Origin of the sequence: Solibacillus sp. FSL H8-0523, from assembly GCF_038051985.1 — a bacterium.
In the GTDB taxonomy this organism is placed as follows: Bacteria; Bacillota; Bacilli; order Bacillales_A; family Planococcaceae; genus Solibacillus.
Genome location: NZ_CP150291.1, coordinates 2,801,647 through 2,826,040, shown reverse-complemented (window position 1 = coordinate 2,826,040; position 24,394 = coordinate 2,801,647). Strand labels below are relative to the sequence as shown.

Genomic DNA, 24,394 nt, shown 5'->3' with positions numbered 1-24,394 from the left:
AGTCCGTTGTACTGCGTTCCGGGACAGGCTTTCCGGGCGGCGTGGCTCCAAAGCTTTTGCCAAAAAGCTTTGCGACGAAAGCGACAGCGACAGGAGCAACCTTCTTTCCGCGCACGCTTAATCGCCAAGGAGTCCGCCCCTACACTCTTTTCGTTGAAGCAAATGATTCTTATGCTCACCCCTTCACTTCGCGACACTCTGTCATAACCAGTGAGTTCATTTATTAAGAGAATATTATTGTATTAAGTTAAATTATCAAGAATTGGATTAATACTAGCGGTTAGAATTACTAATTCTTTGTGATTTTGGGATATTTATTTCGATATTAAATAATATACTGGTAGGTGCAACGGCATTGAAGAATACTCCTGCCGCTACGCTTTCGTCGCAAATCCAACCTCAAATTACAAAGTATTTGAGGTTGAATTGCCCGCCAATTTAAATAGTAAACTATATACGAACCACCACTTTTCTAATGAGAATCTCCGCAACTTCTGCTAAAGTTAATAAGGAAATCATGAATTTTTGCGTGGGAGGTGGAGCATGACGGACATTTTGAATTTTTTACAATACAAAAATGACAAGCTGGAGCAAAGGCTTGAACTGTTACTGGCGCGTGCAAATTCACCCAGTAATCGCATGCACGCACTGCTTGAAAGTAAAGAACTGGTGCTCGAGGACCACAAATTATTTTTGGCCTTCTTAGCATATTTACATGAACAACAGCTCGATGCAAAACAGCTGTTTCAAGATGCCTTAAAGCTACCAAAGCATCAGTTTGAAGCAAAGTATGCAATGAATTGGTCGCAGGTAATGAAATTAAGTGTCACATTTCTTACAATTTTGCGGACAAATGACATAAATAGTTATAAACAATTACTCGACTAGCTTGTAACTACTAGGAACTGTTCGCTATAATGTTGAAATGAGTGACTGTAATAAATGATAGGGGGGCAAGTAGTCGATGAACGAAGAACAACGACTAGCTAGTCAGCAGATTAAACAACCAAAAGAAGAAAAAGACTATAGTAAATATTTTGAGAAAGTATTTACAGCTCCTTCACTAAAAGATGCGAAAAAACGCGGTAAAGAAGAAGTGAAATATCATAAGGATTTTGATATTGAAGACAAGTTTTTAGGAATGGGACAAGATCGTAAGTTTTATATTCGTACTTATGGCTGTCAAATGAATGAGCATGATACCGAAGTAATGGCTGGTATTTTCATGCAGCTTGGCTATACATCGACTGAAAACATTGAAGAAGCAGATGTGGTGTTACTGAACACATGTGCGATTCGTGAAAACGCAGAAAATAAAGTATTCGGTGAGCTAGGCTTCTTGTTAAAATATAAACGTAAAAATCCAGAAATGCTAATTGGCGTTTGTGGCTGTATGTCGCAAGAAGAATCAGTGGTAAACAAAATTTTAAAGCAGTATCAACATGTTGACATGGTATTCGGTACGCATAATATTCACCGCTTACCAAACATCCTACACGATGCGTATATGGCAAAAGAAATGGTTGTAGAAGTTTGGTCAAAAGAGGGCGACGTTATTGAGAACTTGCCGAAAAAACGTCTAGGCTCGATTAAAGCATGGGTGAATATCATGTACGGTTGCGATAAATTCTGTACATATTGCATCGTGCCATATACGCGCGGCAAAGAACGTTCACGTCGACCGGATGAAATTATTCAGGAAGTGCGTGAATTAGCAGCACAAGGCTACAAGGAAATTATGCTGCTTGGTCAAAACGTTAACGCCTATGGTAAAGACTTTGACGATATCGAATACCGTTTAGGGGATTTAATGGACGAATTACGCAAGATCGATATTCCGCGCATTCGTTTCACAACAAGTCACCCGCGCGATTTTGACGATCAGTTAATCGAAGTATTGGCTAAAGGTGGTAACTTAGTCGACCACATTCACTTACCAGTCCAATCTGGTTCGAATGACATTTTAAAAATTATGGCGCGTAAATATACACGCGAGCATTTCCTACAATTAGTTGATAAAATTAAAGCAGCGATTCCAAATGTGACATTAACTACGGACATTATTGTCGGTTATCCGAATGAAACAGAGGAACAATTCCAGGAAACGCTTGATTTATATCGCCAAGTAGGATTTGCGATGGCCTTTACGTATATTTACTCACCACGTGAAGGTACGCCGGCTGCGAAAATGGTCGATAACGTATCAGAGGAAGAAAAGAAAGACCGCCTGCACCGCTTAAATGCAGTCGTGGGTGAATTTTCTGCCAAAGCATTAAAAGATTTAGAAGGTCAAGTAGTAGAAGTATTGGTTGAAGGTAGCAGTAAAAGACGAGACGATGTTTTAGCTGGCTATACGCGAAAAAACCGTCTTGTGAACTTTAAGGCAGACCCCAAATATATTGGGAAGCTTGTGCATGTAAAAATTACAGAGGCTAAAAGCTACTCATTAATGGGTGAGTTTTTAGAAGAAGTGAAAGAAGAGGTGCGGTAGCATGACAACAAAATTGTATACGAAAGACGAAATCGTAGAAAAGGCGAAAGAAATTGCCCACATGATTGCGAACACAGAAGAAGTGGAGTTTTTCAAAAAAGCAGAAGAGCAAATTAACGAAAACCAATTTGTTCGCGAAAAAATTGCTTCATTAAAAACATTACAAAAGCAAGCTGTGAACTTCCAGCACTTAGGGAAAGAGCGCGCGCTAAAAACAATGGAAACAAAGATTGAAGGCATTGAACAGGAAATCGATGAATTACCAGTTGTTCAACAATTCAAGCAGTCTCAAGTAGAGGTTAACGATTTATTGCAACTTGTATCAAGTGCGATTGCCAATACCGTAACAAACGAAGTCATCGCTTCAACTGACGGCGACTTACTAAAAGGAGAAACAGGTTCAAAAGTACGCAACAGTGTACCTGGTTCATGTTCATAATTGAAATAGAAAAGACTAGCGAAACAGGTAAGTTACTTCGCTAGTCTTTTTTTAGTTAAACCGACTATTTATAAAGTAAAATTATACCTTAAAAAGAAAATATATTAATAATTAATACTTTATTGTATGTAGTGTGAGTCGTAATTACTTGAGTCTTTTGTTATACTACTTAGTTAGTGTGAACAATTAGAAGGGACGCGAAATATGAGCGAATTCGATAATCGAAGTTTAAGTGACGCAGAGATGTATTTTTGGCTCTGTCAAATGGCCAGGCAATTAGATGTTGCAGCTGTAATTGTCAATATCAAAAAGGGTTGTACGATTGATTTTGTGAACCATGTGTTTTCACAAATGACCGAGTACAGTGAATATGACATGAATGGCGCAACTTTAGCCAAATTACATGGGCCATCATCAGATTTATTAAATGAAGAAGCTATTCAAGAGAGTATTGAAAATGGTTTGACGTTTAAAACTTCTTCGTTACATTACCGCAAGGATGGTTCAATATTTTGGAATGAAGTAAACAATTTACCAATGCGGAATCAGCTAGGGGAATTACAATATAGTTTGATCCTGATGAAGGATGCAACCGAAGCAATGAATGTTGAATCGCTGATTGAATTAGAGCGGGATGTGTTCTTTAGCCTAGAGAATGGCACGGCAGTCGAACAAGTATTAAATAATATTTGTAGTACAGTGGGCGCAACTTTTGGGAAGAAGTGTGTATGTTCGATTGCGTTAGTCGATGAACACAATCGGCTGAAAAGGGTCTACGGTGATCTAGCTAGTGAGCGAAATACTTTCCCAGAAGAGTTCTTCTTAATCGGGTTAACCTATCGTGAACAGCAACTTATCAAAAAGCCCGTAATACTAAATAATTTACATGAATCGGATTATCAACAGATTTTTGCACCTCTCCTTGAAAAATATCCGTTTTTTTCTATGTGGAGCCAGCCGATTTTAAATACAGAAGGTACAGTTATTGGTTTATTCACAATCTATTTTGAGCAAGCGATTGAACCAAAGGCAGCTGACTTTAAATTTTTAAATCGTATTGCACCGATCATTACACTTGCGGTCAAATACTTTGACCAAAAAAATGCGATTCACCAATTAGCGTATCAAGACGTGGCAACCGGTTTAAAAAATTTCGAACACTTCAAAAGTAGTATGATGGCGTTAATCGCACATGGCTGCGAAGGCTATCTTTATATTATTGAACCAGGTGAATATCAAAATATTGTCGATTTACATGGACGACAGGGCGGCGATGAAATTTTAAGGCAACTCGCATGTCGCTTGCAAAACTTATCAACGTATGATGATTCGGTCATTGCCCGTTATACAAATTCTTCAATTATTGTAGCGAGTCGTCAATCGTTTAAGGAAATAAATATTCCACAACAGGAAAAGGATGAACTGCTGTTTGAGCCGTATTATATTCATGAAAAAGAAACTTATGTCACGCTGAAAGTCGGTAAATCTGCGTTTAATAAATATGAACCGTTTATGGAAGCAATCCGCCAAGCAGACACAGCACTATCGAATGCATTAAAAGCTACAGGCACCGTCGTTAAAAAGTTTGAACAAAGCCATCTTGAATCGGTAGAAGAAGAAATGAATATACTTGTACATATTGCAAAAGGGTTGAAAAATGATGAATTTTTCCCGATGTTACAGCCAAAAGTAAATATCGCTACTGGGGAGATCGAAAGCTTCGAAGCATTGGCTCGTTGGATTTCTGCAGAGATTGGCTTTGTATCGCCTGCATTATTTATTCCGATTGCCGAAAATACAGGGAATATCTATAAAATCGACCGTGAAATACTACGTAAAGTATTACAATGGCAGCAAAACCGTATGGAGCTTGGACGAAAGCTTTATCAAGTTTCGGTCAATATATCGCCAACGCACTTTTATCATCCGGGCTTTGTTGAAAGCGCCGTTGCCTTAATTGAAAGCTATCAGGTAAATCCGAAGTATATTAAGTTCGAAATTACCGAAAGTGTTGAATTAGACAATGTGAAGCGTGCGAAAAAAATAATTAATGAATTAAAAACATATGGAATTGACACATCGATTGACGATTTCGGTGTAGGCTATTCGTCGTTAAGCTATTTACAGGAGCTACCATTTGAAGAAATTAAAATTGATAAAAGCTTTGTCGATTATTTAGCAGATTCACGCATGAATGCTGTTGTAAAAACGATTATTCAGCTATCAAAAAATTTAAATATGGTTTCTGTCGCAGAAGGCATTGAAACCGAAGAACAGCATGAGGAATTAAAACGACTCGGCTGTCAAACTGGCCAAGGCTATTATTATTATCGACCAATGCCACTTGATGATATTGATAAATTACTCGAGGATACCGTACATGTAATGGGGGAATGTTAAAGGTTTTTTTAACTTTTAACATTCCTTTTTTCGTGGAGAAATCAGGTTGTGATAAGGTTATTCTCGATTTTATGTAGCCATTCATACCATTTCACCCTTTAGGCAACTGCCGCATACATTAGCAGTAGTTGAAGAAAGGAGAGAAGTTTTTGTGAAGCGTTTGCGTCAAATTGTAACAAGAGCGGTCATTGCAAAAGGGAAAAAGCGAACCGAGTGTAAGGAGCTTCTTTGTCCGCCCAATGCACCGACAAGTATATTAGGGTGCTGGGTTATTAATCATCAATACCAGGCAAAGCGTAACGGGAAATTTGTAGATATAACAGGGAAATTTGATGTGAATGTTTGGTATGCGTATAGTAACCATTCCAAAACAGCAGTGCATACGGAAACAATTGCTTATAAAGATCGCGTCAAATTATCGTTTCGTGATGGGGAAGAAGTGGATTCAAATGATGTAAAGGTACGCGTCTTGCAGCAACCAAACTGTATTGAAGCGGTCATTACAAAATCAGGTGAAAAGTTCCAAGTAACAATCGAACGTGAATTTTTAGTTGAGATTATTGGTGAGACAACAGTTGTTATTAATGTCCATCCGTCTGATTTTGAAGAGGATTGGTCATTCGATGAAAGTTCTCATGATTCAACGAGTACATCAAGCTCATCCTCATCGTCTTCATCATCTTCAAGTTCATCTGGCGAAGCGTTCGATTCCTCATCATTTTCATAAGTCTTTTGCTCAAGTACATGAGGTGCTTGAGCTTTTTTCAATGTATAGGTTAAATCGTCAGCTCCTCGTTCATTTCGGGGCTTAAAGGGTGCTTTAGCACTTTTCTTATGCCTGACTTAAGGAAAATTGCTGTGCAAGTGGTATAATAGCTAGTACAAGTTTAGCAAATGAGGGAAACAAAAAATGACTACATATACACCGATGATGCAGCAATATTTGCTCGTAAAACAAGACTATCAAGATGCGTTTTTATTTTATCGTTTAGGCGATTTTTATGAACTGTTTTTTAACGACGCAGTGAAAGCATCACAACTACTAGAAATTACATTAACAGCGCGCGCGGGGAATACCGATAACCCGATTCCAATGTGCGGTGTGCCACATCATGCAGCGAAGGGCTATATTGAAACACTTGTCGCAAAAGGCTTTAAAGTAGCGGTATGTGAGCAAACAGAGGATCCAAAACATGCAAAAGGTGTCGTGAAACGTGAAGTGGTACAAGTGATTACACCAGGGACAATCATGGAAGGTAAGACACTTGATGGGAAAACCAATCACTTTATCGCAGCAGCAGAAGCGCTGTCACAAAACGAAATTGCCTTTGCCTATTTAGATGTGTCGACTGGGGAAGCCAATACATCGATTATTGAAGGAAGCGCAAAGGAACTTACGCAGCAGCTCCAAGCCTACGCGATTAAAGAGGTAATTGTTACAGAGCAGTTGCAGTTGTTAATGGCCGACTATGCCGAAACAAGCGGCATCGTGTTATCACTTGAACAACAGGAAATGGATGATGTGCGTGCTGCGCAGTATGTCTCACAATTACCAATGCCATTACAGGCAGTCGCAAAACGTTTATTACAATACGTAGAACGTACACAAATGCGTTCACTATCACATATTCAAGCGTTTACGTTCACAGAAGCAGATAGCTATTTACGTATTGATACAAACTCTAAACGTAATTTAGAGCTGATCCAATCCATCCGTGGTGGCGATGCAAAAGGCACGTTACTTTGGTTATTAGATGAAACAGTTACCGCAATGGGTGGCCGTAAATTAAAGCAATGGATGCACCAGCCACTTGCGAGTAAGAATGCCATTGAAGCGCGTCAATCTGTTGTGACGGAGCTACTTGAAGAGTTTTTCTTACGTCAGGAATTAAACGAACTGCTAAAAAACGTCTATGATTTAGAACGTTTAGCAGGACGTGTAGCATTTGGTTCGGTAGGTGGCCGTGATTTAGCACAGCTTCGTGAGTCATTACGCCAAGTGCCGCTAATTCAACAAAAACTAATCGAGAGTGGCCGTGAAAAACTAGCTGCACTTGGGCAACAGCTTGATGTCTGCGCGGATATAGAAGTACTTCTTGCCGAGGCAATTACTGACCATCCACCGATTTCGATTAAAGAAGGCGATGTCATTCGTGATGGCTACAATGCACAGCTTGATGCATACCGTGACGCCTCACGTAATGGGAAGGACTGGATTGCACAGCTCGAGCAAAAAGAACGTGAATTAACAGGCATTAAAAACTTAAAAATTGGCTATAACCGTGTGTTTGGTTATTATATTGAAATTACGAAGTCGCATTTAGGTAATACCGATTTAGCGCGCTTTGAACGTAAGCAAACGCTAGCAAATGCCGAGCGTTTTATTACCGAAGAACTAAAAGAAAAAGAAGCATTAATTTTAAATGCCGAAGAGCAAAGTCTAGCGCTTGAGTATAACTTATTTGTCGCTCTACGTGATGAATTAAAAACGTATATCCCGCGCGTTCAAAAGCTCGCAGCAAACATTAGTGAGTTAGACGTGTTAATGAGTTTTGCAACCGTAACGGATAAATACCGTTTTACAAAGCCGGTATTTCATGAAGGACGCGCATTAAAAATAATCGAAGGTCGTCACCCCGTTGTGGAAAAAATGCTGAACAAACAAAGCTACGTGCCAAATGACTGCGTATTAACCGATGAGAAAAATATGATGCTGATTACCGGACCGAATATGTCGGGTAAAAGTACGTATATGCGTCAAGTAGCGTTAATTGTCGTGCTTGCGCAAATGGGCTGCTATGTACCTGCAGCAGAAGCAAGCTTGCCAATTACGGATCAAATTTTCACACGTATTGGTGCGGCGGACGATTTAGCAGCGGGTCAATCGACGTTCATGGTCGAGATGCTTGAATCACAGCACGCGATAACGCATGCAACGAAAAATAGCTTAATGCTGTTTGATGAAATTGGGCGCGGAACATCAACGTATGACGGCATGAGTTTAGCACAGGCAATGATGGAGTATATCCATACCGAAATCGGTGCCAATACATTATTTTCAACCCATTATCATGAGTTAACGGATTTAGAAAACGAGCTAGCACGTCTACAAAATGTGCATGTGAGTGCGACCGAGCAAGATGGACGAGTTGTATTCTTGCACAAAGTAAAAAAAGGTGCAGCCGACAAAAGCTACGGTGTCCATGTAGCAGAACTAGCTGCTATGCCGCAAGCAATCCTGCAGCGCGCGCGTGTGTTACTTGCACAGTTTGAAGCAGAAGGTGCAGAAAAACCAGTACTGGCTGTACAAGCACCAGTAGAGCAAGCTGAAGTGGTTCAACCAGCACCAGCAAAAGTAGCAGAAGATGAATTACAATTATCATTGTTTAACATCAGTGACGAACCCGCGCTTTCACCGGAACAAAAACAAGTGTTAGACACATTAGCGAAGTTAAATGTCATGGGAACAACACCAATGCAAGCGATGACATTACTGTACGAGCTACAGCAAAAATTAGTAGGCAATAACTAAGGAGGGGAAACGCATGGGAAAAATTCAAATTATGGATGAATGGCTGTCGAATAAAATCGCAGCGGGTGAGGTAGTAGAACGACCGTCATCGGTTGTGAAAGAACTCGTTGAAAATGCGATTGACGCTGGCAGTACATCGATTGAAATTTTTCTTGAAGAAGCGGGTCTGAGTTCGATTCAAGTTGTGGATAACGGCAGTGGAATGGACGAAGAAGATGCGCTGAAATCCTTTTCTCGCCATGCGACATCGAAAATTGAAAAAGAGCAGGATCTGTTTCGTATTCGTACACTTGGCTTCCGCGGGGAGGCTTTAGCATCGATTGCGTCCGTTTCGAAATTGACACTCCGTACATCAGACGGTGACGGTGGTGTGCACCTGTATTTAGAGGGCGGTCATGTAAAAGAGCATAAGCCAACTGCACTACGCCGCGGTACGGATATTACAATTGCCCAGCTATTTTTTAATACACCCGCACGTTTAAAATATTTAAAAACGATTCAAACCGAGCTAGGGCATACGATTGATTTTGTGAACCGTATTGCGCTTGGTTACTCAGAAGTCGCGATGAAGCTTGTGCATAATGGGCAAACCTTACTTCAAACAAATGGGCGCGGGCACGTACAGCAAGTGTTAGCTGCGATTTATGGGGTACACAATGCGAAAAAAATGCTCGCGTTTGAAGGTAGTAACAATGACTATAAAATTCATGGCTATGCGAGCTTACCGGAAGTGACACGTGCTTCGAAAAACTATATGTCCCTGTTTGTAAACGGTCGCTGGGTCAAGCATTTTGTTATTCAAAAGGCGATTACCGATGCGTACCATACGTATTTGCCAATCGAGCGTTTTCCAATTGTGCTCTTGTATGTAGAAGGTGACCCGCAGTTAACCGATGTCAACGTGCACCCGGCGAAGCATCAGGTTCGGTTAAGTAAAGAGCCCGAATTATTAAAGTTAATAGAAGAAACTATTCGCGCGGCCATTCGCAATGTCATTCGGATTCCGTTAGCGGAGAAAAAAGACAAGCCGGTACGTGTACCGAGTGAACAGCTGGATATTTGGAATCCACAAAAAACACCAGAACCAACCTTTGATGCGACGAAATTAAATACGATTGTTGAGCGCTTAGCAGCTGAGCCGAGTGTTGTAAAAGAGCCGTATGCACCGCTACCCGTTCAGCAGCACTTGGTGGAACAAGCGCAACCGATAAGTACCGAATCACCCGTGTCAGAAATGATTCTACCGTATGATGAGCCTGTTTACACAGAGCAAGTGGAACCTACCGAACAATCGTCAGAACAAAAACGCCATTTCCCTCAGGTGGAAATCGTCGGGCAAATCCATGGTACCTATATCGTGGCACAAATGGAGGACGGTTTTTATTTAATCGATCAGCATGCCGCGCAAGAGCGTATTAAATACGAGTTTTTCCGTGATAAAGTTGGGGACGTCAATGCCAATGAACGTCAGACATTACTCATGCCATTAACGTTCCATTATGCAGCAGATGAAGCGCTGCGCTTAAAAGAATCGATATCGGCACTCGAAGAAGTAGGCGTCTATTTAGAGGAATTTGGCCATGCATCATTTGTTGTACGTGAATATCCAACGTGGTTCCCAAAAGGGGAAGAGCAGGAGCTCATTGAAGAACTTATTGAACAAGTGTTAAGTGCGCGTAAAACGGATATAAAGAAACTACGGGAAGATGCTGCGATTATGATGAGCTGTAAAAAGTCGATTAAAGCGAATCATTATTTAGACAAGCAACAAATGGAGCGACTCATTGCCGATTTGCGCAATGCTGACAATCCATTTACATGTCCGCATGGGCGCCCAGTATTGATTCATTTTACGTCGTATGAAGTAGAAAAAATGTTTAAACGTGTGATGTAAAGAAGGGAATATCATTTTAGTTGATGGGGTGGAATTATGGAGAAAAATACGTTTTATCTAACAATGACAGATGGCTACGATATTTTTGTACGAACATTTAAACCGCAAAATCCGAAACAACATATTCATCTATTACATGGGATGGCTGAGCATAGTGCACGCTATGAGGCATTTGCCGAAGCACTGTGTGAGCAGGGCTATTTCGTCACAACACATGATCATCGAGGTCATGGCTACACTACAGCAAACAACGGCATTTTAGGCTACTTTGACTTAGAAAACGGATTTGAACGAGTCGTTGATGATGTTCGTGAAATTTTAAATGAAGTGAAGCAGGCTGCGTATGGGCGTCCGATTCTCTTTGGACATAGTATGGGCTCATTTGTCGCACGTCGCTTTGCACAAAAATATAGCGAAGAAATCGAACGCTTGATTTTGAGTGGGACAGGCTCGCCATCACTTATGCATAAAGCTGGGCATGTACTCGCCAATCAGCTTGTGAACCTAAGTGGACCAGCAGAGCCGAGTAAGCTCATGGACAAATTGAGCTTTGGTAGCTTTAATTCCTTCATTAAAAATCCAAAAACAGCCTATGATTGGCTCTCGTCTGATGCTGCACAAGTACAGAAATATATCAATGACCCGTATTGTGGCTTTATCTCGACGAATCAGTTTTATGTGGATTTAACAGGAGCAATGGCGCAGCATATGAGTAACCCAACTGATAATGCTGGCATACGTAGTGATTTGAAAATTTTACTTGTCAGTGGGACACAGGATCCTGTCGGTGAAAAAGAGGCGACCGGCGTCATAAAAGCGGGGCAGCAGCTCGCCGATGCAGGGGTACAGCATGTGAAGGTGCAGCTTTTTGAAGGGATGCGCCATGAAATCTTAAATGAAGTGAAAAAAGAAAAAGTTTATGAAAGTATAATACGGTGGTTAAAACATGAATAAAAAGATTGACGTCGTGGCTATCATTGGCCCGACCGCATCAGGAAAAACAGCATTAAGCATCCGTCTAGCAAAAGAAATTGACGGGGAAATTATTAACGGCGATTCGATGCAAATTTATCGCGGGATGGATATCGGTACAGCGAAAATTACACCAGAGGAAATGGACGGTGTACCGCATCACCTAATCGATATTAAAGATCCAACAGAGGGCTTTTCGGTAGCAGAATATCAAACGCTTGTGCGCGAGAAAATCGCAGAAATTCAGTCGCGCGGAAAAATGCCGATATTAGTCGGGGGTACCGGACTGTATGTGCAATCGGTGCTCTATGATTTCCAGTTTACGAAGCAGGAAGTGAATGAGGAAGCGCGCGATGCCTACTATAAAGAGCTTGAACAGCTTGGCCCAGAAGCGATGCATGCGAAATTAGTGGACATTGATCCCGCGGCAGCTTCAGAAATACATCCAAATAATACACGCCGCGTCATCCGCGCACTCGAAATGGCGGAGCTTGCAGGCGTATCACGTGCAGAAGAGCAATTTAATCGTGGGGATGTAGCGCTGTACAATCATTTAATTATTGGCATGGATATGGAGCGCGAAAAATTATATGAGCGCATTAACTTACGTGTTGATTTAATGATGGAAGCAGGTCTGCTTGAGGAAGTGCGCGCATTGTATGATGCCGGCATCCGTGATGTACAAGCAATTAAAGCGATTGGCTATAAAGAGTTTTATCTGTATTTTGACGGACTTGTGACGTTAGAAGAAGCGATTGAGCAAGTAAAACAAAATTCGCGACGCTATGCAAAACGCCAATTAACGTATTTCCGCAATAAAATGGAAATTGAATGGATTGGGAAAGAATGGGATAAAATAAAAACTTTCTTCTAAAAAGTTCTAATTTTTGAAGGGATAATTTGTACAAATAACGAATAGGTAAGTATTGCATGTATTTTATGGATGAGGGAGACGAAAAACGATGACAAAATCGATTAACTTGCAAGATACATTTTTAAACAATATGCGCAAAAATAATATTTTCGTAACAGTGTTTTTATTAAACGGATTCCAATTAAAAGGTTTAGTGAAATCATACGATAATTTTACCGTGTTATTAGAAACAGATGGCAAACAGCAATTGATTTATAAGCATGCCATTTCAACATTTGTGCCTTCAAAAAACATTGCTTTATCTGATGAGGAACAAATTTAATAGCACTTTGCGGTTGGATTGATTATAATGACTAAGATACAAGCAGTATTGGAGGATTTATGATGAAAACAATGACACAAGATGAGCTATTAAACTTATTAGATGCAAACGAGGATTTAAACGTAATCGACGTGCGCGAAGATTTTGAAGTAGAGCATGGGATGATTCCAGGCGCTGTACATATGCCACTTGGTTCAATTCCAGAGCGTACTAATGAATTAGACGCTTCTAAACCATACATTTTAGTATGTAAAGGTGGCGTGCGTAGTGCCAATGCATGTGAATACTTAGCGGATCAAGGATTTGATGTAACAAACCTTGAAGGCGGTATGATGGCGTACGACGGCGAATTAGAGTTTAAATAGTCGTAAAAACGTAAGAGCTTGTTCAGAGAGTGATTTCTGAACAAGCCCTTTTTGCGTTAATGAGTTGAGGCATTTTTATATGACCCAAATGAAGTGTTAACCGTTTCGACTTGTTCTGTTTAACTATATTGGCTATGCACCAGACCGCTATATCTCTATGCAAAATAAAAAGAGCTACATGAAGACAGATAAAACTGTCCACCATGTAGCCCAAATTTCTGCTTATTTCGTATACTGTAATTTACGCATCGGTAAACGCCAATCTCGCGTATAGGAAAAGATGCGTAAAACGGTAATGACAATAAACAAGCCATATAAGAAAAAATCGCCGCTTAGTAGTTCTAAACCGATTAATAGACCTGCACAAGCTGCCCAAACGCCGTAAATTTCATGACGCAGAACAATCGGGCGTCTACCGGCAAGTAAATCGCGTACAATTCCGCCACCAGCACCAGTTAAAACAGCTGCGACAATAACAGCCGCAAGCGGTAATTGTAAATGAACCGCATGCATCGCCCCTTGAATTGCAAATGCCGATAAGCCAATTGCATCAGTAAAGTTCCCCCAACGATTCCAATGCTTAATTAAATGATGTGGCATTAAAAAGAAAATCGTAATCGCAGCAAGCGCGATTTGAAACATCATTTCCTGACTCCACAGTGTTGAGACCGGTAAGCCAATCAGTAAGTTTCGAATGGCCCCACCACCGAAAGCGGTTACAATTCCTAATATATAAACGCCGAATAAATCATATTCTTCTTCCATCGCGACAATCGCACCGGAAATAGCAAAGGCAATCGTGCCAATCACACTAAACACATCCCAAGCCATTACACAGCCCCCTTAAAGTTACTAGACAATGAGAATAGCAGTTTTTCAATCATTCGTCAAAAAGAAAAATTTTCATGTATAATAGGGGGAGTTTGAATAAAAGAATGGAGTTAGAAACATGGCATTTCAATCAAATTTAACGAACGATACAATTGAGTTAGCAACACGCATCGAAGAGAAAGTTCGTCCTTATCATAATGCGGTAGATGGCCGCGCATTTTTAAACCAACAAAAAGTATTAGCAGCATTCCGTACTCATCAAGTAAGTGATTTTCACCTGCATCCATCAACGGGTTACGGCTATGATGACGAAGGTCGTGATAATTTAGAGCGCGTGTATGCCCAAGTTTTCGGTGCAGAAGCGGCAATAGTACGTCCGCAAATTATTTCAGGTACGCATGCCATTACGTTAAGCCTTTTTGGCGTGCTTCGTCCAGGCGATGAGCTTTTATATATTACAGGCAAACCGTACGATACGTTACAATCTATTGTGGATGGTGGCGAGAAGGACACAGGTTCTTTAAAGGATTATAAAATTGGCTACAGTCATGTCGATTTAATCGATAACAAAGACATTGACTGGGACGGTGTAAAAACACAAGTAACAGAAAACACAAAAATGATTGCCATTCAGCGTTCAAAGGGGTACGCAACACGTCCTTCGTTTACGATTGAAGCAATCCGTGAAATGATCAAAAATATTCGAGCAATCGCACCTGAGGCAGTGATTTTTGTCGATAACTGTTACGGTGAGTTTGTCGAAGAGTTAGAACCAACAGAAATTGGTGCGGATTTAATGGCCGGCTCACTCATTAAAAATCCAGGTGGTGGCTTGGCGAAAATCGGTGGTTACATTGCCGGTCGCGCCGATTTAGTAGAAAAATGTGCCTACCGTATGACGTCGCCAGGTATCGGTGCAGAGGCGGGCGCTTCACTAAATACATTAGCAGACTTTTACCAAGGCTTCTTTTTGGCACCACATGTTGTCGCACAAAGCTTAAAGGGCGCGATTTTCACATCGGCAATGCTAGAAGAAATCGGCATGACAACGTCGCCACATTACACTGATACACGTACGGATTTAATTCAGTCGGTGTCATTCCAAACGGCAGAGCAAATGATCGCATTTTGTCGTGAAATTCAGGCTGCCTCGCCAATTAACGCCCATTTCGCACCGGAGCCAGCATATATGCCGGGTTACGAGGATGATGTGATTATGGCAGCGGGTACATTTGTACAAGGTTCAAGTATTGAATTAACAGCAGACGGCCCAATCCGTCCGCCGTATACCGCGTTCGTACAAGGTGGTTTAACGTATGAGCACGTGAAATACGCGATTTGTGCAGCCGTACAAAAATTAAAGTAACAAGTAAGTCGTTCGAGTAATCGGACGACTTTTTTTAATATGTAGGTAAAAAATCGAAATAATTGGATGAAAACCGAATGATTAACAGATAATTCGCTACTTTCAGAATGAAAAATGCTAGCTTTTACACCTTGTGTTAGTTTTTCTGACATTGGATTGACAACGGATGTGACGAAGGCGTATTATGTATGCAAGGGAGGTGGATTAAATGAGTAGCGAAATTCGACGTTCAATGCCACTATTATCTATTAGTATCGTGATGCAGTTAACTGATTTGACTGCGCGCCAAATTCGTTATTACGAAGAACATGATTTAATTCAGCCACACCGTACAGAGGGCAACCGACGTATGTTCTCACTTAACGATGTCGACAAATTATTAGAAATTAAAGATATGCTTGAGCAAGGCGTAAACATGGCGGGCATTAAAAAAGTGTTCGAAATGAAGGACAATCCAGCATTACAACAAGCGAACAAAGAAATCTCAGATACAGAGTTGCGTAAAATTTTACGAGAAGAAATGCGCCAAGCACAGCGTATGCAAAAGTCATCTATCCGACAAGGGGATTTATCACGTTTCTACCAATAACGTGTGAATTATAAATAAAAAGATCGATTCGATCGGTACTGAACAATTTTAGGAGTGTGGAATTTAGTGGGTAAATACACAAAAGACGATATTAAACGTCTTGTACAAGAAGAAGAAGTTAAATTTATTCGTTTACAGTTTACAGACATTTTAGGCACAATCAAAAACGTTGAAATTCCAGTAAGCCAGCTAGATAAAGCACTAGACAACAAAATGATGTTTGATGGTTCTTCAATTGAAGGCTTCGTACGTATCGAAGAATCAGATATGTACTTATACCCTGACTACGATTCGTTTATGGTATTCCCATGGACAGCTGAAAAAGGAAAAGTAGCACGTTTCATCTGTGATATTTATAATCCAAAAGGTGAGCCATTTGCTGGTGACCCACGTAACAACTTAAAGCGTGTGTTAAAGGAAATGGAAGAATTAGGATTCACAGACTTCAACTTAGGGCCTGAGCCAGAGTTCTTCTTATTCAAATTAGACGCAAAAGGTGAGCCAACGTTAGAAGTAAATGACAACGGTGGTTACTTCGACTTAGCACCAACGGACTTAGGTGAAAACTGCCGTCGTGATATCGTTCTTGAACTTGAAGAAATGGGCTTTGAAATCGAAGCTTCTCACCATGAGGTAGCACCAGGTCAACATGAAATCGACTTTAAATATGCAGATGCCATCACAGCTTGTGACAACATCCAAACATTTAAATTAGTAGTAAAAACAATCGCTCGTAAACACGGCTTACACGCAACGTTCATGCCAAAACCATTATTCGGTGAAGCTGGATCGGGTATGCACTTTAACGTGTCATTATTCAAAGGCAAAGAAAATGCATTCTACGATGAGTCAACAGAACTTGGTTTATCTGAAACAGCGATGCAATTCATGGCGGGTGTGTTAAAGCACGTTCAAGGCTTTACAGCGATTACAAACCCAACTGTCAACTCATATAAACGTTTAGTACCGGGTTATGAAGCGCCATGTTACGTAGCATGGTCTGCACAAAACCGTTCTCCACTAATCCGTATCCCATCTTCACGCGGTGTATCAACACGTGTAGAAGTACGTTCGGTGGATCCATCTGCAAACCCTTACTTAGCAATGGCTGTTATTTTAGAGGCTGGTTTAGAAGGTATTCGTAAAGCGATGACACCACCTCCAGCAATTAACCGCAACATCTATGTAATGAGCGAAGAAGAGCGCCAAGCAAATGGTATCGACAACTTACCAGCTGCATTAGACGACGCCCTTGCGTTACTTGCAAAAGATGAAGTTGTTCAATCTGCATTAGGTGGTCACATCTATGCAAACTTTAAAGAAGCAAAAGAAATCGAGTTCGACATGTACCGTTCAACAGTACACCAATGGGAACGCGATCAATACTTAAAAATGTATTAATAGATGAAGCGTTGGGGCTCTATGCTCCAACGCTTTTTTCTTTTTTCTTGCCCACAAGCCATTTTTGGTTTGCCCACAAATTGCCCACAAACTTTTTATTGCCCCAATTTCTCCATGTATTTTTCGAAACTATCCATACTTTTTTCTGCAACTTTATTCGAAATATGTGCATAAGTATTCAACGTTGTTACAGGGGAGCTATGGCCTAAACGATCTGCGATAGATTTCAAATCCCAGTTCGCTTCAATAAGTATTGCAACGTGTGTATGCCTTGTTGAGTGAATGGGCAGGGGTTCATGTTTAATATATAAAGCTTTATTATGATTTAATCAAACGAGGTGAACGTTCAATCGCGCAAATGCCATCAAAGTGGCGCACCAATAATATAAGACCTTTGAATGAAGTGAATATTCCCTTATATTGGTATTATGAATGTAATATTCATGATAGAGGTGTTACTATGATAAAAGGTTTATATGAAGCGCATTTACCAGTCAGTAACCTAGAAAACTCAATTTCATTTTATCGGAATTTGGGATTAGAAATGGCCTATAAGCAGGATAAATTAGCTTTTTTCTGGATTGTAAAAGGAGAAAGTTGGCTTGGGTTATGGGAAAGCGATAAAGTTGAGCTACCTTATCATCCTTCTATACGGCATATCGCATTTCGAGTTGAACAGGAAGATATCATCTCGTCTAAGAAGTGGTTGAATGATAAAGGAATAGCTATTCGCACTTCATTTGGCTTTGATGAACATCATCAACCTCTTGTATTACCTAATAATCCTCATGCACATGCCGCAATATACTTTGATGATCCAGATGGTAACTCAATTGAATTGATTACTCCCATTCGATTAGATTTCCAGGAAGATTTTAAAATGATGACATTAGAAGATTGGTTGAAAAGAGAAGAATAATAACAGAAAATCGCTAACATTGGAAATTATATTAAAGCTGTTAATTTTGAATTATGGATTACAAGGGCGTTTAAGTAATGTTGGCAGTACTCCTTACCCTTGAGAAAAGTCACGAGATATACGGTTTTTTTAATTGAAGTCTAAGGGGAATTAAACATTATGTATGCATAAATAAAACCTTACAAAATTAATTTGCAGAGGTCTTATCTTTATTTAATATGGGAACGCAATCAATACTTAAAAATGTATTAATAGATGAAGAGGAAACTGGGATATCATTCTCAGATTCTTCTTTTTACTATATAAAACACAAAAAAGCAGCACCTCAAAAGAGATGCTGCGGTAGAATTCTTTGTTCCTGAAGAACTCTAATGGGTTTGGCACCCAATCATTCTGACGTAAAGTCTTTATATCAGTATGATTCGATGTCAAATGCTCTTGCTCGTTTACTACTTTCTTAATATAACATACAAAATGTGCAAAAGAGGAAAGACTAATTATTCTGTGTATAATTTCTTATCAATTAGAAATTTGTTAAACTATAAAGAGCGAATGCGAAAGAGAAGGGACGTATGCAAATTGGAATTTGAGACAGTCATGCAAGAGCTTGAGGCTTTGGGTAAAGAGCGTACGAAAAAAATCTACATGTCAAACGGTGCAATAGAGCCAGTGTTTGGCGTGACAACGGGATCAATGAAGCCATTAAAAAAAGAAATTAAAATCAATCAGCAATTAGCTGAACAACTATATGCAACAGGCAATTATGATGCGATGTATTTTGCTGGCGTCATTGCCGACCCAAAGGCGATGACAGAAGCCGACTATGACCGCTGGATTGACGGGGCTTACTTTTATATGCTTTCCGATTATGTGGTGGCGGTCACATTAGCTGAATCAGATATCGCGCAGCAGGTGAGCGATAAATGGATTACAAGTGGCGAGGAGCTAAAAATGTCAGCCGGGTGGAGCTGTTATTGCTGGTTACTTGGCAATCGTAAAGACGAAGAGTTTGATTCGAAAAAAATTCAAGCGATGCTAGAGCAGGTGAAAGTAGAAATCCATAACGCGCCACCACGTACTCAAGCGTCAATGAATAATTTTGTAATGACGGTAGGGGTGTCCTATAAACCGTTACATGACGAAGCATTAAGAATTGCCCATGAAATTGGACCAGTTGAAATGCAACGAGAAGGTAAGGTACCTGGAGTTTTGCATGCAGCACTCGACATTGAAAAGCAAATTGAAAAGGGGCGCATCGGCTTTAAGCGTAAATATGTACGTTGCTAGAGCAAAAGCTTGTTTTTTATACAGTGCATTGTATAAACTGAAATAAGGAAATCATTAGGGAGGCAACATACATGAAACCAAGTATTGCGATTGATATGGACCAAGTGTTAGCGGATTTTTACTCTAAAATGTGCATCACATATAACGAAAATTTTGGAACAAATTTCACACAAGAGGAATTTTTACTAACTACACAGCGTGATTTACCACGTGAGGATGCAAAGAAGTTATTTGCTCTCCTAAATGAACCGGAGTATTTCCGCGATTTAGCAGTCTTAGATCCAGATTGCATTGAGGTTATTAAAGAATTACAAGAACATTTTGATATTTATATCGCGACAGCGGCAATGGATGTACCAGGTTCATTTAATGCAAAGTACGACTGGTTAATGGAGCATCTTCCATTTTTAAAAACGCAAAATATTGTATTTTGTGGCAATAAGGCCGTTATACATACGGATTATTTAATCGACGATAGCCCACGTCAATTGGCGTCGTTTAAAGGAACTGGTATTTTATATTCAATGCCTTACAATGCTGCAGAAGAAGGTTATAAACGCGTGCATAACTGGAAAGAGATCAAGGCGTACTTTGTCGAACAACTACAAAAATAAGTTCTAGGATGAATCCGGTTGTATGGATTCATCTTTTTAGTGGATAGGAAAGTATAACTTTTTCAAGGAAATCCACATAAGAAAAGACATAATTTCGCGCTATTTGGCGCGAAATGTGTTTTTCTAATTTTAAGTCGTGTCATCTCCTGTTATAATTTGAATAGTTTGAATAATTATCATTTTCTGTAAAGGGAGATAGAGAGATGAAACCGGTAATTGGCTTAACGATGTATGACATTGATAAAAAATTAGATATCAACAATGCCTATTTAGATTCAATTGAAATTGCAGGTGGGATTCCGATCTGTTTACCTAATGCGACGGAAGAAAACGTGGATGCTTTATTAGACCGAGTGGACGGTATCGTTTTAATTGGTGGCGAGGATATTGATCCAGAGCTATTTGGCGAGGAGCCACATCCAAATATCGGTCGTGTTGTACGTAAGCGTGACGACAGTGACTTATTGTTGATGAAGCGTGCATTTGAGCGTGATCTACCAATCTTAGGTGTGTGCCGCGGGATGCAAATTATGAATGTCTTTTTTGGGGGTACAATACTGCAAGATATCCCGTCGCAAGTTGAAGGGGCAATTGGTCATAAGCAAGCGTCAAAGCGTGGTGCACTCGCACATAGTGTAGAAGTATTAACACCAAAAATGAAGGTGATTTTTGAAGATGAGGTGTTTCGTGTTAACACGTTCCATCATCAATCAGTAGGGGAGCTCGGTGAAGGGCTTATCTTATCTGCTGTAGCAAAAGATGGGGTCATTGAAGCGATGGAACATGAGGATCATCCATATTGTATTTCCGTACAATGGCACCCAGAAGAACTTGCGCCAATAGGCAATATTCATGCGCAGCGCCTATTTTCAAGCTTTGTAGAGGCATGCCAAACGTCATTAGTAGGAGGAAAACCATGAAACCACTTATTGGTTTAACAATGCACCCAGTTGAAGGCAAAATGGAAATTAATAATACGTATATTAATGTGATTAAACGCGCGGGTGGGATTCCTCTTTGCATTCCGTATTTAGATGAAGAAACGGTAGATTCTGTAATAGATAGTTTGAATGGTGTGTTATTAATTGGGGGCTATGATGTCAACCCACTTATCTATGGCCAAGAGCCACATCCAAAGCTTGGTATGGTCATTGATGAGCGTGATCAAAGCGAGATCTTAATGGCGAAAAAAGCATTTGAACGCAAGATGCCACTACTCGGGATCTGTCGCGGGGAACAAGTAATGAATGTAGCTTTTGGCGGTACATTATATCAAGATATTGATACACAAGTAGAGCATGTGTTGAAGCATACACAGGCTTCAATGCGTCATGAATTAACGCATACAGTCGAACTGTTCCCATCAAAATTACAGCAAATTATTGGCCAAGATTCGATTTTAACGAACTCTTTCCATCATCAAGCGGTTGATGCCATTGCGCCAGGATTTTTATTGAATGCACGTGCAAAAGACGGTGTAGTAGAAGGGATCGAACATCCCGAGCATCCATATTGTATCGGTGTTCAGTGGCATCCGGAAGGGTTACAAAATGATATACCGTCTGATAAATTATTTAAAAGCTTTATAGAAGCAGCGATTCACTATAAAAGCTAAAAAAAATCCACTATCATAATTTGCTGATAGTGGATTTTTATGGATTAGTGAACGTTTCGATATAAACCTACTACTTTACCTAAAATTGATACTTGATTTACAAGAATAGGATCCATTGAGCTGTTCTCAGGTTGTAGACGGAAATGTGTTTTTTCTTTATAGAAACGTTTTACCGTTGCTTCGTCTTCCTCTGTCATCGCGACAACAATTTCTCCGTTATCTGCAGTAGATGTTTTCTTCACGATTACATAGTCACCATCTAAAATGCCAGCTTCAATCATCGATTCACCCATAATTTCAAGCATGAATAATTCATCTTCTGCTGCACCGTACTTATCTGGTAAAGGGAAGTATTCTTGAATATCCTCAATTGCTGAAATCGGTAAACCTGCTGTGACTTTCCCGATTAATGGCACATGAATGACACTTGATTTAGAGACAATTAAATCGTCCTGATCTAATACTTCGATTGCGCGTGGTTTGGTAGGGTCGCGACGAATAAGCCCTTTACTTTCTAAACGAGCTAAATGCCCGTGGACAGTTGAACTAGAAGCTAAACCTACAGCCTCACCGATTTCACGCACTGAAGGGGGATAGCCTTTTGAACGAACTTCCTCTTTTATAAAAGCTAGAATTGCTTGTTGCCTTTTAGAAATTTTTTGTGTCAACGAACTCACCTCTTTATATTGCTATTTTCTTAGATACAGTATAGCAGTATGCGAACAGAAATGCAAACATAGGTTCGAGAAAACAGTTGACAAAAACATATGTTCGTATTATTATGAGAACAAACATTCCGAACATACATTCTTAAAGGGGTTTATACGATGAAAAAATTTAAATTAAACAGCTTCACATCAACGTTATTCGCATTTTCTGCATTACTGTTCGTATTTTTACTGTTAGATGATGAAAAAATTGAAACATACGAACACGTAATGATTGAACAAGGTGATACTTTATGGTCGTTAGCTGAAACATATCGTGGTAAAATGGCTAAGCACGATTGGATCAACTTTGTAAAAAAAGAAAATGGCTTACGCGATGAAAAAGTTGTCTTTGGACAAATTTTAGTCGTACCGGTAGAGAAGGAATCTTACTATATTGCCAATCTAAATCAAGTTGAATCATCGGAAGACAAGACAGTTAAGGTAGCGAGAAATAATGAATCAAACTAAAGCAGTACTCTATTGCCGTGTTAGTACAGAAAAAGACACGCAAGAAACCTCTCTTGTTCGTCAAGAGGAGGAATTAAAACGCTATGCGAAATCGTTAGGTTATTCAGAGCTTAGCGTCTATAAGGATCAGCATAGTGGCTATGAGGTAGACCGTGATGGCTTACTTGATATGCTTGATTTTATGAAAGAAGAAAATATAAAGGCCATATTCGTACAAGATGAAACACGTTTAGGACGTGGCAATGCACGAATGGCGGTTCTGCATTTGATTCAAAAATACGAAGCAACCGTTTATACGCTAAACGATGCAGGACCAATAGCATTAAATGAGATGGATACGATGCTACTCGAAATTTTAGCCATCGTAGAAGAATATCAACGCCGTATGCACAATGCGAAAATTCGCCGTGGTATGCGACGCGCGGTAGAAAACGGTTATATGCCGCAAAACAATTTAAAAAACCGCGGTAATATCGAAGGACGCGAGCGAAAAGATGTACCGGTCGAGGAAATTGTGCAGCTGCGCCAAAAGGGGTTAACGTTCGCAGAAATCGCGATGACGTTAAAAGGCCTCGGTATCCCAATAAGTAAAGCGACTGTTCATCGCCGTTATATTGAATATATGGAACGACTTGAAGAGTAGATACTTGCTCTTCAAGTCTTTTCTCTTTTATAGAAGTGTTGGTACTAAAATAGCTAAAGCAGCGGCAACGTTAGCAAGGCCATCACCTAACTTAGTTACAAACCATTGCTATGACCTCCAAAATATAGATCCGGTACGGCTAGCTATGAACCTTGCTCAATAATTACATAAAAATAAACGCGTATATATGCCCAAAAGTATTTGGAAGTGAAAATTGAGAAACTCCAGGTGTAAAATATGCAACAAAAGAACAGGGGAAGGAACTTGGGGAATTCGTAAGTATTAAGAAGGTACTAATCCAGCACACACCACTCCATATTGACGTAAGTAATCCATTCCCTTAATACGATGTGGATGCATATTAAAAGTTGAACAATTGGCATATACGGGCTGTGTGCTACATATTGTGTTTTTAAATATAAGCGAGGTGATCTAAACGAAGAAACGTACACACAAGCGAATTAAGGCTAGTAAAGCCATTTATAAAAAGTACGCTGAACGTTATCGCGCAAATGATTACCTAGAGCATCGAGCTCGGCGGATGTTGGCTTATACAGCACATTTAAATAAAGCGATTGCTGCTAATTTCAAACGGAAATTAATCGGAACTAACGTTAAGAACTAAGTACAGCAGGTTTACAAAAATATACCTACGCGCATTT

General features: G+C 40.0%; 23 protein-coding genes. 21 read left to right on the top strand and 2 right to left on the bottom strand.

All coding sequences use genetic code 11. The features are described from left to right. Window positions 1-543: 543 nt before the first annotated feature. The 11 genes from NSQ62_RS14045 (at window position 544) to NSQ62_RS13995 (ending at window position 13,289) form a co-directional block, all read left to right on the top strand. Window positions 544-888, top strand: a complete 345-nt coding sequence (locus tag NSQ62_RS14045; protein WP_341320757.1) for a hypothetical protein — start codon at window positions 544-546, stop codon at window positions 886-888. A 76-nt stretch (window positions 889-964) separates the two neighbouring features. Next, complete coding sequence (gene miaB, locus NSQ62_RS14040; RefSeq protein ID WP_341320756.1) at window positions 965-2,491, top strand: tRNA (N6-isopentenyl adenosine(37)-C2)-methylthiotransferase MiaB; 1,527 nt, start codon at window positions 965-967, stop codon at window positions 2,489-2,491. Window position 2,492: 1 nt separating this feature from the next. After that, window positions 2,493-2,930: a RicAFT regulatory complex protein RicA family protein gene (locus tag NSQ62_RS14035; protein ID WP_341320755.1), complete on the top strand. Its 438-nt coding sequence runs from the start codon at window positions 2,493-2,495 to the stop codon at window positions 2,928-2,930. Window positions 2,931-3,134: 204 nt separating this feature from the next. After that, entirely contained in the window at window positions 3,135-5,330 is a 2,196-nt protein-coding gene (locus NSQ62_RS14030) for an EAL domain-containing protein (RefSeq protein WP_341320754.1), read from the top strand. A gap of 151 nt (window positions 5,331-5,481) precedes the next feature. Beyond that, window positions 5,482-6,057, top strand: a complete 576-nt coding sequence (gene cotE / locus NSQ62_RS14025; RefSeq protein WP_341320753.1) for an outer spore coat protein CotE — start codon at window positions 5,482-5,484, stop codon at window positions 6,055-6,057. A 183-nt stretch (window positions 6,058-6,240) separates the two neighbouring features. Beyond that, window positions 6,241-8,862 (top strand): DNA mismatch repair protein MutS, encoded by a 2,622-nt coding sequence (gene mutS, locus NSQ62_RS14020; RefSeq protein WP_341320752.1) that lies wholly within the window; start codon window positions 6,241-6,243, stop codon window positions 8,860-8,862. 13 nt (window positions 8,863-8,875) lie between these two features. Continuing rightward, window positions 8,876-10,756, top strand: a complete 1,881-nt coding sequence (gene mutL / locus NSQ62_RS14015; RefSeq protein WP_341320751.1) for a DNA mismatch repair endonuclease MutL — start codon at window positions 8,876-8,878, stop codon at window positions 10,754-10,756. A gap of 36 nt (window positions 10,757-10,792) precedes the next feature. Next, the gene (locus NSQ62_RS14010; RefSeq protein WP_341320750.1) at window positions 10,793-11,710 is read left to right on the top strand and encodes an alpha/beta hydrolase; all 918 of its coding nucleotides are present in this window, start codon (window positions 10,793-10,795) and stop codon (window positions 11,708-11,710) included. After that, the gene (gene miaA / locus NSQ62_RS14005; RefSeq protein WP_341320749.1) at window positions 11,703-12,602 is read left to right on the top strand and encodes a tRNA (adenosine(37)-N6)-dimethylallyltransferase MiaA; all 900 of its coding nucleotides are present in this window, start codon (window positions 11,703-11,705) and stop codon (window positions 12,600-12,602) included. Before NSQ62_RS14010 ends, miaA begins: the two co-directional genes overlap by 8 nt. Before the next feature lie 88 nt (window positions 12,603-12,690). Beyond that, a complete protein-coding gene (hfq, locus tag NSQ62_RS14000) occupies window positions 12,691-12,924 on the top strand; it encodes an RNA chaperone Hfq (protein ID WP_341320748.1) in 234 nt (77 codons plus the stop codon). 62 nt (window positions 12,925-12,986) lie between these two features. Beyond that, entirely contained in the window at window positions 12,987-13,289 is a 303-nt protein-coding gene (locus NSQ62_RS13995) for a rhodanese-like domain-containing protein (RefSeq protein ID WP_341323942.1), read from the top strand. Window positions 13,290-13,511: 222 nt separating this feature from the next. On the opposite strand, the gene NSQ62_RS13990 is transcribed toward NSQ62_RS13995, so the two are convergent. After that, window positions 13,512-14,120, bottom strand: a complete 609-nt coding sequence (locus NSQ62_RS13990) for a trimeric intracellular cation channel family protein (RefSeq protein ID WP_341320747.1) — start codon at window positions 14,118-14,120, stop codon at window positions 13,512-13,514. Between the two features lie 118 nt (window positions 14,121-14,238). Between NSQ62_RS13990 and NSQ62_RS13985 the strand changes: the two genes are divergently transcribed. The 8 genes from NSQ62_RS13985 to NSQ62_RS13950 all read left to right on the top strand — a co-directional run bounded on the left by NSQ62_RS13985 (window position 14,239) and on the right by NSQ62_RS13950 (window position 21,911). Further along, the gene (locus NSQ62_RS13985) at window positions 14,239-15,486 is read left to right on the top strand and encodes a methionine gamma-lyase family protein (RefSeq protein WP_341320746.1); all 1,248 of its coding nucleotides are present in this window, start codon (window positions 14,239-14,241) and stop codon (window positions 15,484-15,486) included. A 208-nt stretch (window positions 15,487-15,694) separates the two neighbouring features. Beyond that, the gene (locus NSQ62_RS13980; RefSeq protein ID WP_341320745.1) at window positions 15,695-16,075 is read left to right on the top strand and encodes a MerR family transcriptional regulator; all 381 of its coding nucleotides are present in this window, start codon (window positions 15,695-15,697) and stop codon (window positions 16,073-16,075) included. A gap of 66 nt (window positions 16,076-16,141) precedes the next feature. Further along, window positions 16,142-17,476 (top strand): type I glutamate--ammonia ligase, encoded by a 1,335-nt coding sequence (gene glnA, locus NSQ62_RS13975; protein ID WP_341320744.1) that lies wholly within the window; start codon window positions 16,142-16,144, stop codon window positions 17,474-17,476. Window positions 17,477-17,936: 460 nt separating this feature from the next. Continuing rightward, window positions 17,937-18,395 carry a VOC family protein gene (locus NSQ62_RS13970; protein ID WP_341320743.1) on the top strand — a complete coding sequence of 153 codons (459 nt, stop codon included), beginning with the start codon at window positions 17,937-17,939 and terminating at the stop codon, window positions 18,393-18,395. A 579-nt stretch (window positions 18,396-18,974) separates the two neighbouring features. Beyond that, the gene (locus NSQ62_RS13965) at window positions 18,975-19,682 is read left to right on the top strand and encodes a DNA alkylation repair protein (protein ID WP_341320742.1); all 708 of its coding nucleotides are present in this window, start codon (window positions 18,975-18,977) and stop codon (window positions 19,680-19,682) included. A gap of 71 nt (window positions 19,683-19,753) precedes the next feature. Next, a complete protein-coding gene (locus tag NSQ62_RS13960) occupies window positions 19,754-20,296 on the top strand; it encodes a 5'-3'-deoxyribonucleotidase (RefSeq protein ID WP_341320741.1) in 543 nt (180 codons plus the stop codon). Window positions 20,297-20,499: 203 nt separating this feature from the next. Continuing rightward, complete coding sequence (locus NSQ62_RS13955; RefSeq protein ID WP_341320740.1) at window positions 20,500-21,216, top strand: gamma-glutamyl-gamma-aminobutyrate hydrolase family protein; 717 nt, start codon at window positions 20,500-20,502, stop codon at window positions 21,214-21,216. After that, entirely contained in the window at window positions 21,213-21,911 is a 699-nt protein-coding gene (locus tag NSQ62_RS13950) for a gamma-glutamyl-gamma-aminobutyrate hydrolase family protein (RefSeq protein WP_341320739.1), read from the top strand. The genes NSQ62_RS13955 and NSQ62_RS13950 overlap by 4 nt, the downstream gene beginning before the upstream one ends. Window positions 21,912-21,955: 44 nt before the next feature. Here the strand turns inward: NSQ62_RS13950 and lexA are convergent, their stop codons facing one another. Beyond that, on the bottom strand, window positions 21,956-22,579 hold the full coding sequence (gene lexA / locus NSQ62_RS13945; protein WP_341320738.1) for a transcriptional repressor LexA: 624 nt from the start codon (window positions 22,577-22,579) through the stop codon (window positions 21,956-21,958). A gap of 159 nt (window positions 22,580-22,738) precedes the next feature. Here lexA and NSQ62_RS13940 point away from each other — a divergent pair, with 159 nt between their 5' ends. Beyond that, entirely contained in the window at window positions 22,739-23,089 is a 351-nt protein-coding gene (locus tag NSQ62_RS13940) for a LysM peptidoglycan-binding domain-containing protein (protein ID WP_341320737.1), read from the top strand. Beyond that, window positions 23,076-23,732 (top strand): recombinase family protein, encoded by a 657-nt coding sequence (locus NSQ62_RS13935; protein WP_341320736.1) that lies wholly within the window; start codon window positions 23,076-23,078, stop codon window positions 23,730-23,732. The genes NSQ62_RS13940 and NSQ62_RS13935 overlap by 14 nt, the downstream gene beginning before the upstream one ends. Window positions 23,733-24,394 lie beyond the last annotated feature (662 nt).

What these genes read in the sequence shown, in the direction of transcription:
- NSQ62_RS14045 (WP_341320757.1), top strand. Translation starts at nt 544, where the DNA reads ATGACGGACATTTTGAATTTTTTACAATACAAAAATGACAAGCTGGAG.
- miaB (WP_341320756.1), top strand. Translation starts at nt 965, where the DNA reads ATGAACGAAGAACAACGACTAGCTAGTCAGCAGATTAAACAACCAAAA.
- NSQ62_RS14035 (WP_341320755.1), top strand. Translation starts at nt 2,493, where the DNA reads ATGACAACAAAATTGTATACGAAAGACGAAATCGTAGAAAAGGCGAAA.
- NSQ62_RS14030 (WP_341320754.1), top strand. Translation starts at nt 3,135, where the DNA reads ATGAGCGAATTCGATAATCGAAGTTTAAGTGACGCAGAGATGTATTTT.
- mutS (WP_341320752.1), top strand. Translation starts at nt 6,241, where the DNA reads ATGACTACATATACACCGATGATGCAGCAATATTTGCTCGTAAAACAA.
- mutL (WP_341320751.1), top strand. Translation starts at nt 8,876, where the DNA reads ATGGGAAAAATTCAAATTATGGATGAATGGCTGTCGAATAAAATCGCA.
- NSQ62_RS14010 (WP_341320750.1), top strand. Translation starts at nt 10,793, where the DNA reads ATGGAGAAAAATACGTTTTATCTAACAATGACAGATGGCTACGATATT.
- miaA (WP_341320749.1), top strand. Translation starts at nt 11,703, where the DNA reads ATGAATAAAAAGATTGACGTCGTGGCTATCATTGGCCCGACCGCATCA.
- hfq (WP_341320748.1), top strand. Translation starts at nt 12,691, where the DNA reads ATGACAAAATCGATTAACTTGCAAGATACATTTTTAAACAATATGCGC.
- NSQ62_RS13995 (WP_341323942.1), top strand. Translation starts at nt 12,987, where the DNA reads ATGAAAACAATGACACAAGATGAGCTATTAAACTTATTAGATGCAAAC.
- NSQ62_RS13990 (WP_341320747.1), bottom strand. Translation starts at nt 14,120, where the DNA reads ATGGCTTGGGATGTGTTTAGTGTGATTGGCACGATTGCCTTTGCTATT.
- NSQ62_RS13985 (WP_341320746.1), top strand. Translation starts at nt 14,239, where the DNA reads ATGGCATTTCAATCAAATTTAACGAACGATACAATTGAGTTAGCAACA.
- NSQ62_RS13980 (WP_341320745.1), top strand. Translation starts at nt 15,695, where the DNA reads ATGAGTAGCGAAATTCGACGTTCAATGCCACTATTATCTATTAGTATC.
- NSQ62_RS13970 (WP_341320743.1), top strand. Translation starts at nt 17,937, where the DNA reads ATGATAAAAGGTTTATATGAAGCGCATTTACCAGTCAGTAACCTAGAA.
- NSQ62_RS13960 (WP_341320741.1), top strand. Translation starts at nt 19,754, where the DNA reads ATGAAACCAAGTATTGCGATTGATATGGACCAAGTGTTAGCGGATTTT.
- NSQ62_RS13955 (WP_341320740.1), top strand. Translation starts at nt 20,500, where the DNA reads ATGAAACCGGTAATTGGCTTAACGATGTATGACATTGATAAAAAATTA.
- NSQ62_RS13950 (WP_341320739.1), top strand. Translation starts at nt 21,213, where the DNA reads ATGAAACCACTTATTGGTTTAACAATGCACCCAGTTGAAGGCAAAATG.
- NSQ62_RS13940 (WP_341320737.1), top strand. Translation starts at nt 22,739, where the DNA reads ATGAAAAAATTTAAATTAAACAGCTTCACATCAACGTTATTCGCATTT.
- NSQ62_RS13935 (WP_341320736.1), top strand. Translation starts at nt 23,076, where the DNA reads ATGAATCAAACTAAAGCAGTACTCTATTGCCGTGTTAGTACAGAAAAA.